Below are 12,650 nucleotides of genomic sequence, written 5' to 3'. Positions count from 1 at the left end.
TGACTTGTCACCGCCAGAAAACAGGGTGTTTTATTCCCCCATTTTACCGGCGATTTTGCGGCCCAGAGTCTCAAGAATATAGACCACCGGGATTTGGGTGGTGATGTCGTAAACGCCCGCGATGCGGGTCTGGGGGATGTGCCACGAGAGATTAAAATCGGCCAGTTTCGCCAGCGATGAGTTATCGTGGCTGGTGATCGACAGCACTTTGCAATGATGCAGGCTGAACTGGCTGGCGAAGCGCAGGATCTCCGCCGTTTCGCCGGAAACCGACAGGACAATCGCCAGCGCATTTTTCGCCATATCGTTGGTCACCGGGAAGTAGGGATCGTCAATATGATTGCTGAATTTCCCGACGTTGGAGAAAAAGCGCGCGCCGTATTTTGCCAGCGAACCGGAGGTTCCCGCGCCGACAAAAATAATCCGTTCTGAGGCCAGGATGATATCCACGGCCCGATCCAGCAGTTGCTCAAACTCGTCGTTATTCACGCTGCGGAAAAAGCTGATGATCTCGCTGGCCCCGAAGCTGGCCTGCTGAGGTTCGTTTTGTTCCAGATAAAGCTTAAAGCGCACCCGGAATTCGGAGTAACCGTCGCAGTTGAGCTTGCGGCAAAAGCGCAGCACCGTGGTCGTTGAAACTCCCACCGCTTCAGCCAGCTCGCGGATGGTCATATACATCACTTTGTCGCGATTTTTAATGACGTAGTTATAGACCATCATTTCGATGTTATTCAGGCTGGCGACGGCGGAATGGGTGAATATCGTCACGGCGAGCGATCCTTTTTCATGCACTGGTTCAAGGATACTGGAATTGTGGTGTTGAACCCACCCCGGGAAAGGTAATATCCCCGCATCCTGAACATGATGTTAATGAGAACCCTATGAACGATATCACCTTCTTTCAGCGCTTTGAGAGCGACATTCTGGCCGGTCGTAAAACCATCACTATTCGCGACGAGAGCGAGGCGCACTTCGAACCGGAGCAAATTCTGCGGGTAGGGCGCTACGAGGACGACGGTTATTTCTGCACCATCAAGGTTCTGAGCGTCACGCCAACGCCGTTGAGCGCATTAACCGACGAACATGCCCATCAGGAGAATATGACGCTTGAAGTACTGCGCGATGTTATTAACGACATTTACCCCGGCGTGACGCAGTTATATGTAATTGCTTTCGAAGTGGTTTCTGCATAGCTTTTGGCAGTGCTCCCCCGCCGTACACACCCGGTAAAATAAATATTTTAGCGAACAGGTGTACACTGAAATCATTCTCAATTAGGCTAGTGAAGCTGCTTTTATATTCAGTTTCCCCGGAGTCGCCTTATGGTTAGCAAACCATTAATTGAGAAGGGATATTCACTGGCTGAGGAAATAGCCAACAGCATCAGCCACGGTATCGGGCTGGTGTTTGGGATCGTTGGATTAGTACTGCTGCTGATCCAGGCGGTGGATGCCAACGCTAACGTTATGGCGATCACCAGCTACAGCCTGTACGGCGGCAGCATGATTTTGCTGTTTCTGGCGTCAACGCTGTACCACGCCATCCCCCATGCCAGAGCAAAAATCTGGCTGAAAAAGTTCGACCACTGCGCAATCTATTTGCTGATTGCCGGGACCTACACGCCGTTTTTACTGGTGGGGCTTGATTCACCGCTGGCGCGCACCCTGATGATTGTCATCTGGGGATTAGCGCTGCTGGGCATACTGTTTAAATTAACCATCGCGCACCGCTTTAAGGTGCTGTCGCTGGTGACTTATCTGGCGATGGGCTGGCTGTCGCTGATTGTGATTTATCAGTTAACGGAAAAACTCGCGCTTGGTGGAGTCACGCTGTTAGCGGCTGGCGGGATTGTCTATTCGCTGGGCGTAATTTTCTACGTATGTAAACGTATTCCGTACAACCACGCAATCTGGCACGGGTTTGTGCTGGGCGGCAGCGTGTGCCACTTCCTGGCGATTTATCTGTACGTCGGCCAGCATTAAAAAACACCCCTCGCGGTCTGCGAGGGGCCTGTCATCACGCTTCTTCTAACGAATACGGCAGCGGCTCAATCGCCAGGGTATGGCTGGGTTCATCACGCACCCGGAAGACGCTGGCGCTTTCCATGTCATTATTCATCACTACCTGAACGCGCACGGTGCCGTCATCCAGCTTCACGGCGGCCAGCACGGTCCCGGTACGACGCCAGTTGTCACCCATTTTTAATTCCAGATCTTCCGCTGGCGCAGGCGTGCGGCTGGCGTTACCGACCAGCGTCCAGAGCGCGCGCTTGTTGGCACCGCGGAATTTCGCACGTGCCACCATCTCCTGGCCGGTATAGCAGCCTTTTTTAAAGCTGATGCCGCCAAACGCCTGAAGGTTGGTCGCCTGAGGGATAAACTGCGCGCTGTTGGCTTCATCGATAATCGGATAACCGGCTTCGATATCCAGCGCCAGCCACTGCTGGCTGGCATTAAGCTGCGCTTCACCACGCAGGCTTTCAGTGAGCTGCTGGGCTTTCTCTTCTGTGGTAATCAGCAGAAAACGCTCCGCAGGCAGCGGCAGCCACAGCAGGGTGGTGTCGTCAACATGGACCGCTGGGTTATCTGCGTCCGGCAGGGACGAAAAGTGGTTCGCCAGCGCGGCGCGCGCCTGGAAACCGGCCACGCCTAACAGCACCGCATTGTCGTCCGGCGCGATAGTCACCTTCGAGAACACGGCATACTTTTTCAGTGCGGTGAGCTGGGCGTCGCGCACGCTGCGGCGCTGGATCCAGGCGAAGCCGTCATTCTGGCGAAACAGGCGCAGATTGCTCCACATTTTGCCCTTTGCATCGCAGTGAGCCACCAGCAAATGCTGGTTTTCCGTCATCAGCGCAAGATCTGCAGTCACCTGGCCTTGCATATACTTCTCGCTATCAGCGCCGGTAATAGTCGCCAGCGCCCAGTCTTCAAGAGAAATCAGCGTTAAAGGCAGTCGAGCGGCAGCTGTTGGCTGACGCGGTGGAAACGGATTAAATGCCATAAAAGTGCCCCGGTTCATGATGCAGAGTCGAATGAGACTAATGGTAAAAGAGCCACAAGACATTGCAAGCGCTTTGATATTGCCATTCGTGCCGTCTTTTTGTTTTACGCGCTTTCACGCAAAAATCGCCTAATAGTTTCATTTTTAATAAGGTTTTTTGGAAGGTGACGCGTAAATGACAACATTCCATTAAATGAAGTGCCGAAAAAGAGTTACACTAGCTGGCATCTTCCAGAGTGATTACCCAGGAAAGCAGTCATGGATATTAACAATAAAGCCCGTATTCACTGGGCGTGCCGTCGCGGGATGCGTGAGCTGGATATCTCTATCATGCCGTTCTTTGAACACGAGTACGATGCTCTGAGCGATGACGATAAACACGTGTTTATTCGCCTGCTCGAATGCGATGACCCCGATCTTTTTAACTGGTTAATGAATCACGGTAAGCCTGCGGACCCTGAGCTGCAGCGCATGGTGCAACTGATTCAGACGCGGAACCGGGATCGTGGTCCTGTGGCAATCTGATCTGCGCGTCTCGTGGCGCGCACAGTGGTTTTCCCTCATGCTGCACGGCATTGTCGCAGCGGTGATCTTACTGCTGCCCTGGCCGCTGAGTTATATGCCGGTTTGGTTGGTTTTACTGTCGCTGGTAGTGTTTGATTGCGTGCGCAGCCAGCGGCGTATTCATTCGCTGCAGGGCGAGGTAAAACTGACGATGGATTATCGGCTGCGCTGGCAGGGTGTGGAATGGGAGCTGATAGGCGCGCCGTGGATGCTGCAAAGCGGTATGCTGCTGCGCTTGCGGCATCCAGGCACTCAACGCAGCCAGCATTTATGGCTGGCGGCGGACAGCATGGATGCCAGTGAATGGCGCGATTTGCGCCGGGTGCTGTTACAGCAACCGCAAAGCGGCCGCCCGTTATAATCACTCAGGAGAAATGCTCGGCCATTTCCGCCAGTATCTGCTCGCACCACTGTTCAATACGCTCATCGCTAAGATCGTACTGATTGGTTTCATCCAGCGCGAGGCCGACGAAAAGCTGACCATCAGCAATCACCGGTTTCGGGCTGGTAAATTCATATCCTTCTGTCGGCCAGTAGCCCACAAACTTCACACCTTTTGGCAGCAGTTTATCGTGCAGCATGCCGAGGGCGTCGAGGAACCATTCGCCATAGCCAAGCTGGTCGCCCATGCCGTACAGCGCAACGATTTTTCCGTCGAGATCCAGCGTGTCCAGTTGGTCCCAGACGGCTTCCCAGTCTTCCTGAATCTCACCAAAATCCCAGGTCGGAATGCCGAGGATCAACACATCGTACTGCGCCATCAGCACCGGGGCGTCATCTTTCAGGTTATGTAACGTCACCAGCTCCGGCCCGATAATGTCGCGGATTTTTTCCGCCGCCATTTCGGTGTAACAGGTGCTGGAACCATAAAAAAGACCCATTTTCATCGCGATTACATCTCATTTCTTGCTGTGCGGGTGGCTCAGTGTACCAGATCGCGGCCGCTATCATGCATAATGCAACCCTGCATGATAAACGAGAGGCTCGTGTGGAACAGGATCTTACCCGCGTCGAACAGTTTCTGGATGCGCTCTGGCTGGAGCGCAATCTGTCGGAAAATACCCTTAGCGCCTATCGTCGGGACCTGACGATGCTGGTGCAGTGGCTTCATCACCACGAGCGGGATTTACTTTCCGCCGGTCGTGATGATCTCCAGGGGTTGCTCGCCGAACGCGTCGACGGCGGCTATAAAGCCACCAGTTCTGCGCGCCTGCTCAGCGCGGTTCGTCGGCTGTTCCAGCATCTGTACCGGGAAAAAATTCGCCCGGACGATCCCAGCGCTCAACTGGCCTCGCCGAAATTGCCCCAGCGCTTACCGAAGGATTTAAGCGAAGCGCAGGTTGACAGACTGTTGCAGGCCCCCGCGCTGGAAGGCAACCCGATTGAACTTCGCGACAAGGCGATGCTCGAAGTGCTTTATGCCACCGGGCTACGCGTGTCTGAACTGGTGGGGCTGGTGATGAGCGATATCAGCCTGCGTCAGGGCGTGGTGCGCGTGGTGGGGAAAGGCAACAAAGAGCGTCTGGTGCCGCTGGGCGAAGAGGCGGTGCACTGGTTGGAGCAGTATCTTGAACATGGCCGCCCGTGGCTGCTTAACGGCCAGTCCAGCGATGTGCTGTTCCCGAGTAACCGCGCGCAACAAATGACGCGCCAGACTTTCTGGCATCGCATTAAGCATTACGCCACACTGGCAGGTATTGATAGCGATAAACTCTCGCCTCACGTTTTACGCCATGCCTTCGCCACGCATTTGCTTAATCACGGTGCGGATCTGCGCGTAGTACAAATGCTGCTGGGCCATAGCGATTTATCAACAACCCAAATTTATACGCACGTGGCGACTGAACGCCTGCGGCAACTTCATCAACAGCATCACCCGCGTGCGTAAGTGCTTGCTGACTAAAGGACATGTTATGAAAAAAGGCTTTATGCTGCTGACGCTACTGGCAGCCACTGTTTCCGGTATGGTTCACGCTGACGATGCGGTCATTAAGCAATCTCTGGCGAAACTGGGCGTGCAAAGCGCGGATATTCAGGCGTCTCCGGTGCCCGGCCTGAAAACCGTGTTGACCAGTAGCGGCGTGCTGTATGTCACCGAAGACGGCAAACACATTATCCAGGGGCCGCTGTATGACGTCAGCGGCAGTTCGCCAGTCAATGTGACCAACAAGCTGCTGATGGGCAAACTCGTCCAGCTTGAAAAAGAGATGATTGTTTATAAAGCCCCGCAGGAAAAACACGTGATCACCGTGTTCACCGACATCACCTGCGGCTACTGCCACAAACTTCACGAAGAGATGAAAGACTATAACGCGCTGGGTATCACCGTGCGTTATCTGGCGTTCCCGCGTCAGGGCATCCAGAGCCAGGCGGAGAAAGACATGAAATCCATCTGGTGCGCCAAAGATCGCAATAAAGCCTTTGATGATGCCATGAGCGGCAAATCCGTACCCGCCGCCAGCTGCGATATCGACATCGCCGATCACTACGCGCTGGGCGTGCAGTTCGGCGTGACCGGTACCCCGGCGATTGTGCTAAGCAATGGCTATGTGGTGCCGGGCTATCAGGGGCCGAAAGAGATGAAAGCCTTCCTTGACGAACATCAGAAACAGACCAGCGGGCAATAACGGGTGACGCAACAATCGCAACTCCGTCGGCGAACGGTGGATGAAACCGCCGTGCTGCCGCCGATGCTTTCGCCGCTGCTAAAACGGCTGTATGCCAGCCGGGGCGTGCGCGGCGCGCAAGATCTTGAGCGCAGCGTAAAAGGCATGCTGCCCTGGCAGCAGCTAACCGGCATCAACGCCGCCGTTGAAATGCTGTATCAGGCGTTTAAAACCGGGCAGCGCATTGTGGTGGTGGGTGATTTTGACGCCGACGGCGCAACCAGCACCGCGCTCAGCGTGCTGGCGCTGCGCAGCCTTGGCGGGAAAGAGATCGGTTATCTGGTGCCAAACCGTTTTGAAGACGGCTACGGCTTAAGCCCGGAAGTGGTGGATCAGGCCAAAGCGCTGGGCGCTGAGCTGATCATGACGGTGGACAACGGCATCTCTTCCCATGCAGGGGTCGAGCACGCGCACCGCTACGGTATTCCGGTGCTGGTGACCGATCACCACCTGCCGGGGGCGACGCTACCGGCCGCCGAAGCCATCATCAATCCCAACCTGGCGGACTGTGAATTTCCGTCGAAATCGCTGGCGGGCGTTGGCGTGGCGTTTTACCTGATGCTGGCGCTGCGCAGCCACCTGCGCGACAAAGGCTGGTTTGACGAGCAGGGTATCGCCATTCCCAATCTGGCGGAATATCTCGATTTAGTGGCATTAGGCACCGTGGCGGACGTGGTGCCGCTCGACGCCAATAACCGCATTTTGACCTGGCAAGGACTGAGCCGCATCCGCGCCGGGAAATGCCGACCGGGCCTTCGCGCGCTGCTGGAAATCGCCAACCGCGATCCGCAAAAGCTGGCGGCAAGCGATCTGGGATTCGCTCTCGGGCCGCGTTTGAATGCTGCCGGGCGGCTGGACGATATGTCGGTGGGCGTGGCGCTGCTGCTGTGCGATAACCCTGGCGAGGCCCGGGTGCTGGCGAATGAACTGGACGCGTTAAACCAGACGCGTAAAGAGATCGAGCAGGGCATGCAGGCAGAAGCGCTGGCGCTGTGCGACGCCTGCCTGAAAAGCGCTGACGAACTGCCGGTCGGGCTGGCGATTTATCATCCCGAGTGGCACCAAGGCGTAGTGGGTATTCTGGCATCGCGCATCAAAGAGCGGTTCCATCGTCCGGTCATCGCCTTTGCGCCTGCGGGCGACGGCACGCTTAAAGGCTCAGGCCGTTCGATTCCGGGGCTGCATCTGCGCGATGCGCTGGAGCGCCTCGATACATTGAATCCGGGACTGATACTTAAATTCGGCGGCCACGCCATGGCGGCGGGCCTGTCGCTGGAAGCCTCAAAAATCGAGGCCTTCCAGCAGCGCTTCGCTGAACTGGTAGAGCAATGGCTCGACCCGGCGTTACTGGAAGGGGAAGTGTGGTCCGACGGCCCGCTACAGCCCCAGGAGATGACGCTGGAAATCGCAGAGATGCTGCGTGATGCCGGACCGTGGGGCCAGGCGTTCCCGGAACCGGCGTTTGACGGCCGTTTTCGCCTGTTGCAGCAGCGGCTGGTGGGCGAGCGGCACCTCAAAGTCATGCTGGAACCGGCGCAGGGCGGCCCGCTGTTAGATGGCATCGCCTTTAACGTTGATACCGCCCGCTGGCCCGACGCGGGCGTGCGCGAGGTGGAAATCGTTTACAAGCTGGATATCAACGAGTTTCGCGGCAATCGCAGCCTGCAGCTAATAATCGACCATCTCTGGCCGCTTTAACGCCAGTTTCGCTATAAAAAAGGGCGAATTTCCGGTAAACTTTCGCCCTTACGACCGCATTCTGACTACCGTCATCACTTAAAGATCATACTGACCATGTTTGAAATTAACCCGGTAAAAAACCGTATTCAGGACCTCACCGAGCGCACCGACGTTCTTAGGGGGTATCTTTGACTACGATGCAAAGAAAGAACGTCTCGAAGAAGTAAACGCTGAACTCGAACAGCCTGACGTCTGGAACGAGCCCGAACGCGCCCAGGCGCTGGGTAAAGAGCGCTCGTCGCTGGAAGCCATCGTCGATACGCTGGACCAGCTAAACCAGGGCCTGGAAGATGTTTCCGGCCTGCTGGAACTGGCGGTGGAAGCCGACGATGAAGAAACCTTCAACGAAGCCGTTGTTGAGCTGGAGCAGCTCGATGCCAAATTAGCGCAGCTGGAATTTCGCCGCATGTTCTCCGGCGAATACGACAGCGCCGACTGCTATCTCGACCTGCAGGCCGGTTCCGGCGGCACCGAAGCCCAGGACTGGGCCAGCATGTTGCTGCGTATGTACCTGCGCTGGGCTGAAGCGCGCGGCTTCAAAACCGAAGTCATCGAAGAATCCGAAGGCGAAGTGGCCGGTATTAAATCCGCCACCATCAAGATCTCCGGCGAATACGCGTTCGGCTGGTTGCGTACTGAAACCGGCGTTCATCGCCTGGTGCGTAAGAGCCCGTTTGACTCCGGTGGCCGTCGCCATACTTCGTTCAGTTCTGCGTTTGTCTACCCGGAAGTGGATGACGATATCGATATCGAAATCAACCCGGCGGATCTGCGCATCGACGTTTACCGCGCATCCGGCGCGGGCGGCCAGCACGTTAACCGTACGGAATCCGCGGTGCGTATCACCCACATTCCGACCGGTACGGTGACGCAGTGCCAGAACGACCGTTCTCAGCACAAGAACAAAGATCAGGCCATGAAGCAGATGAAAGCGAAGCTGTATGAGCTTGAGATGCAGAAGAAAAACGCTGAGAAACAGGCGCTGGAAGACAACAAATCGGATATCGGCTGGGGCAGCCAGATCCGCTCTTACGTACTGGATGATTCCCGCATCAAAGATCTGCGTACCGGTGTTGAAACCCGTAACACGCAGGCGGTGCTGGATGGCGATCTGGACAAATTCATCGAAGCAAGTTTGAAAGCAGGGTTATGAGGAACCAACATGTCTGAACAACACGCGCAGAACGCTGATGCGGTAGCCGATCTTAATAACGAACTCCAGACCCGTCGCGACAAGCTGGCGCAGCTGCGTGAGCAGGGCGTCGCATTCCCGAACGACTTCCGTCGCGACCACACCTCTGACCAACTGCACGCTGAATTCGATGGCAAAGAAAACGAAGAGCTGGAAGCGCTGAACGTTGAAGTAGCGGTGGCCGGTCGTATGATGACCCGCCGCATTATGGGTAAAGCCTCTTTCGTGACCCTGCAGGACGTTGGCGGCCGCATTCAGCTGTACGTTGCCCGCGACGATCTGCCGGAAGGCGTTTACAACGAGCAGTTTAAAAAGTGGGATCTGGGCGATATCCTGGCGGCACGCGGCAAGCTGTTTAAAACCAAAACCGGCGAGCTGTCGATCCACTGTACGGAACTGCGTCTGCTGACCAAAGCCCTGCGCCCGCTGCCGGACAAATTCCACGGCCTGCAGGATCAGGAAGCGCGCTACCGTCAGCGTTACCTGGATCTCATCTCCAACGATGAATCCCGCAACACCTTCAAAGTGCGTTCCCAGATTCTGGCGGGCATCCGTCAGTTCATGGTGGGCCGTGGCTTTATGGAAGTGGAAACCCCGATGATGCAGGTGATCCCTGGCGGCGCGTCTGCCCGTCCGTTTATCACCCATCACAACGCGCTGGATCTGGACATGTACCTGCGTATCGCGCCGGAACTGTATCTGAAGCGTCTGGTGGTTGGCGGCTTCGAACGCGTGTTCGAAATCAACCGTAACTTCCGTAACGAAGGCATCTCGGTGCGTCATAACCCTGAGTTCACCATGATGGAACTCTATATGGCGTATGCGGATTACAAAGATCTGATCGAGCTGACCGAATCGCTGTTCCGCACCCTGGCGCAGGACGTGCTGGGCAAAACCGAAGTGCCTTACGGCGATGAAGTGTTCGACTTCGGCAAGCCGTTCGAAAAACTGACCATGCGCGAAGCGATCAAGAAATACCGTCCGGAAACCAATATGGCCGATCTGGACAACTTCGACTCCGCCAAAGCGATTGCTGAATCCATCGGCATCAAGGTTGAGAAGAGCTGGGGCCTGGGCCGTATCGTGACCGAGATCTTCGAAGAAGTAGCGGAAGCGCATCTGATCCAGCCGACCTTCATCACCGAATACCCGGCAGAAGTCTCTCCGCTGGCGCGTCGTAACGACGAGAACCCGGAAATTACCGACCGCTTTGAATTCTTTATCGGTGGCCGTGAAATCGGCAATGGCTTCAGCGAGCTGAACGATGCGGAAGATCAGGCGCAGCGTTTCCAGGATCAGGTGAATGCCAAAGATGCGGGCGACGACGAAGCGATGTTCTACGACGAAGACTACGTGACCGCGCTGGAGCACGGTCTGCCGCCGACCGCAGGTCTGGGCATTGGTATCGACCGTATGGTTATGCTGTTCACCAACAGCCACACCATCCGCGACGTGATCCTGTTCCCGGCGATGCGTCCGGTTAAATAAGTTTTCTGCTCTGCAACAGGCACCGGTTTTCAGGACCGGTGCCTTTTTTTATTTCACTCGTCCCGGTTCTTCTTCACTTTGCGCAGCAGCAGCCACATCCGCACCGTTCTCACCGATTTCCCGCTGACGCAGGATGGCTCTTCCGCCAGGCCGGTTTGCGGATGGTAACCGTTGAAAAACAGGTTTAGCGTCACCGCGCTAAAGGTCGCCAGCATGATCCCGCTGTGCAACAGCGGCTGGAGCATGGCGGGGAACTGCGAGAAAAAGTTGTGCGACAGCATCGGCGTCATCCCCACGCCCAGGCTGATGGCCACAATATAAAGGTTATAACGGTTAGTGGTGTAGTTGATGCGGGCGAGAATGCGAATGCCCGTGGCGAGCACCATTCCGAACATCACCAGCCCCGCGCCGCCCAACACGAATTGCGGAATAGACGCCACCAGCACCGCCATTTTCGGCACCATACCGAAGAGTATCAAAATGATCCCCGCCGCCACGCACACCCAGCGGCTGTAGACGCGGGTCACGCTCACCAACCCGACGTTTTGTGAAAACGAGGTGTGCGGAAAGCTGTTAAACAATCCGCCGAACAGCGTGCCGACGCCGTCCACCCGCAGGCCGCGCACGATATCCTGCGACGTCAGTTTGCGCCCGACGATTTCCCCCAGCGCCAGAAACATCCCCATTGATTCGATAAACACGATAATCAACACGGCGGTCATGGTGAGGATCGACACCGGATCAAACACCGGCGTACCCAGCGCCATCGGCGTGACGATGGCAAACCATTTGGCATCATGCAGGCCCGCCAGATTCACTTCATTGACCATCAGCGACAGCACAAAGCCAAACACAATCCCCAGCAGTACCGCCACGTTAGACATAAATCCTTTAGCAAAGCGGGTCACCACCAGGATAAACAGCAGCACGGCAAACGAGATGCACAGGTAAACCGGCGCGCCGTAGTGCGGATTGCCTTTGCCGCCCGCCGCCCAGTCGATACCTACCTGAATAATGCTCAGCCCGATCGAGGTGATCACCACGCCGGTGACCAGCGGCGGAAACAGCGGGATCAAACGACCAATTACCGGAGCCAGCAGCGTGGTGATAGCGCCTGCTGCGATCGTCGCGCCGAAGATCCCCGTCAGACCGATATCCGGGTTCAGGCCAATGGCGATCATCGGCGTTACGGCGGCGAAGGTTACCGACATAATTACCGGCAGGCGGATCCCCATAAATCGGCCCACGCCCAGGCATTGCAGCAGCGTGACCACGCCGCAGCAGAACAGATCGGAACTGATTAACAGCGCGACGGTTTCTTTATCCAGCCCAAGCCGGTCGCCAATCATTAGTGGCACCGCCACCGCGCCGGCATACATCACCAGCACATGCTGTAATCCGAGAATGCACAGTTTTGCCGGGGACAACACGCGGTCGACTTCGTCCGTCGGCGCGGCGTTATCCTGAGGGAGCGTTTGTGGTCGTGAATCAAGCGTACTCATGAATTCCATCCTTTTGTTAACCCGCGAGCAGACCAGGCGCTGCCTGCGTGAATACGGCTTCCTCTGACGACGGTCTGAGACGACCCGGATCTGCCGTGATGTGATTACGGTTGCCAACCCGTGACACCATGCTCAGAAAGTGCCAGTTTTTCGTTCAGGGCAAAGGAAGTGGTTAAAACGCGGGGGAGTTCACAAAGTTGCCGCCTGGAATCGCCGTCAGGCAGAGGAGCGACGCAAGCGTTTGCATTTGATAAAACCGGGGATTCTCAGATTGATAAAACCGGCGATTCATTGTGGATCGCTTATCTCAGGATCGCGTGAGGATAAAATCGTTCTTTACGCATCATTTCCGCCTCTCATTCTGAGAGCGTAACCCCTGCCGAAGAAAACCGCTTGCCACAGTTCTGGCGCGATTAATTTGACCGTATTCACAACATTTCACTCTCCCGAACGGGAAATCACAACATCGCCCGGTTCTTGCATTGTTTCCAGAAA

At 56.0% G+C, this 12,650-nt stretch carries 13 protein-coding genes; 9 read left to right on the top strand and 4 right to left on the bottom strand.

All coding sequences use genetic code 11. The features are described 5' to 3' along the window. Nucleotides 1-30: 30 nt before the first annotated feature. Nucleotides 31-762 (bottom strand): MurR/RpiR family transcriptional regulator, encoded by a 732-nt coding sequence (locus tag FND52_RS10265; protein WP_144131002.1) that lies wholly within the window; start codon nt 760-762, stop codon nt 31-33. A 119-nt stretch (nt 763-881) separates the two neighbouring features. On the opposite strand from FND52_RS10265, the gene yqfB reads away from it, so the two are divergent. Continuing rightward, a complete protein-coding gene (yqfB, locus tag FND52_RS10260; RefSeq protein ID WP_144130715.1) occupies nt 882-1,193 on the top strand; it encodes a N(4)-acetylcytidine aminohydrolase in 312 nt (103 codons plus the stop codon). Between the two features lie 129 nt (nt 1,194-1,322). Then, nucleotides 1,323-1,982: a PAQR family membrane homeostasis protein TrhA gene (gene trhA / locus FND52_RS10255; RefSeq protein ID WP_125295344.1), complete on the top strand. Its 660-nt coding sequence runs from the start codon at nt 1,323-1,325 to the stop codon at nt 1,980-1,982. A gap of 34 nt (nt 1,983-2,016) precedes the next feature. On the opposite strand, the gene ygfZ is transcribed toward trhA, so the two are convergent. After that, on the bottom strand, nt 2,017-3,003 hold the full coding sequence (gene ygfZ / locus FND52_RS10250) for a tRNA-modifying protein YgfZ (protein ID WP_144130714.1): 987 nt from the start codon (nt 3,001-3,003) through the stop codon (nt 2,017-2,019). Between the two features lie 258 nt (nt 3,004-3,261). Here ygfZ and sdhE point away from each other — a divergent pair, with 258 nt between their 5' ends. Both sdhE and FND52_RS10240 read left to right on the top strand, forming a co-directional pair. After that, nucleotides 3,262-3,528, top strand: coding sequence for an FAD assembly factor SdhE (gene sdhE, locus FND52_RS10245; RefSeq protein ID WP_125295342.1), 267 nt, complete (start codon nt 3,262-3,264; stop codon nt 3,526-3,528). After that, nucleotides 3,509-3,928, top strand: coding sequence for a protein YgfX (locus FND52_RS10240; protein WP_144130713.1), 420 nt, complete (start codon nt 3,509-3,511; stop codon nt 3,926-3,928). The genes sdhE and FND52_RS10240 overlap by 20 nt, the downstream gene beginning before the upstream one ends. A gap of 4 nt (nt 3,929-3,932) precedes the next feature. Here FND52_RS10240 and fldB read toward each other — a convergent pair whose 3' ends face one another. Further along, complete coding sequence (gene fldB, locus FND52_RS10235; RefSeq protein WP_144130712.1) at nt 3,933-4,454, bottom strand: flavodoxin FldB; 522 nt, start codon at nt 4,452-4,454, stop codon at nt 3,933-3,935. Nucleotides 4,455-4,555: 101 nt separating this feature from the next. On the opposite strand from fldB, the gene xerD reads away from it, so the two are divergent. From xerD to lysS, 5 genes are all read left to right on the top strand, one after another. Next, nucleotides 4,556-5,455 (top strand): site-specific tyrosine recombinase XerD, encoded by a 900-nt coding sequence (gene xerD, locus FND52_RS10230; RefSeq protein ID WP_125295350.1) that lies wholly within the window; start codon nt 4,556-4,558, stop codon nt 5,453-5,455. A 25-nt stretch (nt 5,456-5,480) separates the two neighbouring features. Continuing rightward, entirely contained in the window at nt 5,481-6,194 is a 714-nt protein-coding gene (gene dsbC / locus FND52_RS10225) for a bifunctional protein-disulfide isomerase/oxidoreductase DsbC (RefSeq protein ID WP_125295339.1), read from the top strand. 3 nt (nt 6,195-6,197) lie between these two features. After that, entirely contained in the window at nt 6,198-7,931 is a 1,734-nt protein-coding gene (recJ, locus tag FND52_RS10220; RefSeq protein ID WP_144130711.1) for a single-stranded-DNA-specific exonuclease RecJ, read from the top strand. 96 nt (nt 7,932-8,027) lie between these two features. Then, nucleotides 8,028-9,126 (top strand): peptide chain release factor 2 gene (prfB, locus tag FND52_RS10215; protein ID WP_125295337.1). Its coding sequence is split into 2 segments (ribosomal slippage): nt 8,028-8,102 and nt 8,104-9,126, totalling 1,098 coding nucleotides; the frame shifts between segments, so codons are not numbered across the junction. A 9-nt stretch (nt 9,127-9,135) separates the two neighbouring features. Next, complete coding sequence (lysS, locus tag FND52_RS10210; protein ID WP_144130710.1) at nt 9,136-10,653, top strand: lysine--tRNA ligase; 1,518 nt, start codon at nt 9,136-9,138, stop codon at nt 10,651-10,653. Nucleotides 10,654-10,706: 53 nt separating this feature from the next. On the opposite strand, the gene FND52_RS10205 is transcribed toward lysS, so the two are convergent. Next, a complete protein-coding gene (locus FND52_RS10205) occupies nt 10,707-12,155 on the bottom strand; it encodes a nucleobase:cation symporter-2 family protein (RefSeq protein ID WP_144130709.1) in 1,449 nt (482 codons plus the stop codon). Nucleotides 12,156-12,650: the final 495 nt, after the last annotated feature.

The sequence above is a fragment of the Atlantibacter subterraneus genome, from assembly GCF_007570865.1.
GTDB classification, from domain to species: Bacteria; Pseudomonadota; Gammaproteobacteria; order Enterobacterales; family Enterobacteriaceae; genus Atlantibacter; species Atlantibacter subterraneus.
The sequence above is the reverse complement of the archived record's forward strand: the minus strand, read 5'-3'. Positions and strand labels throughout refer to the sequence as shown.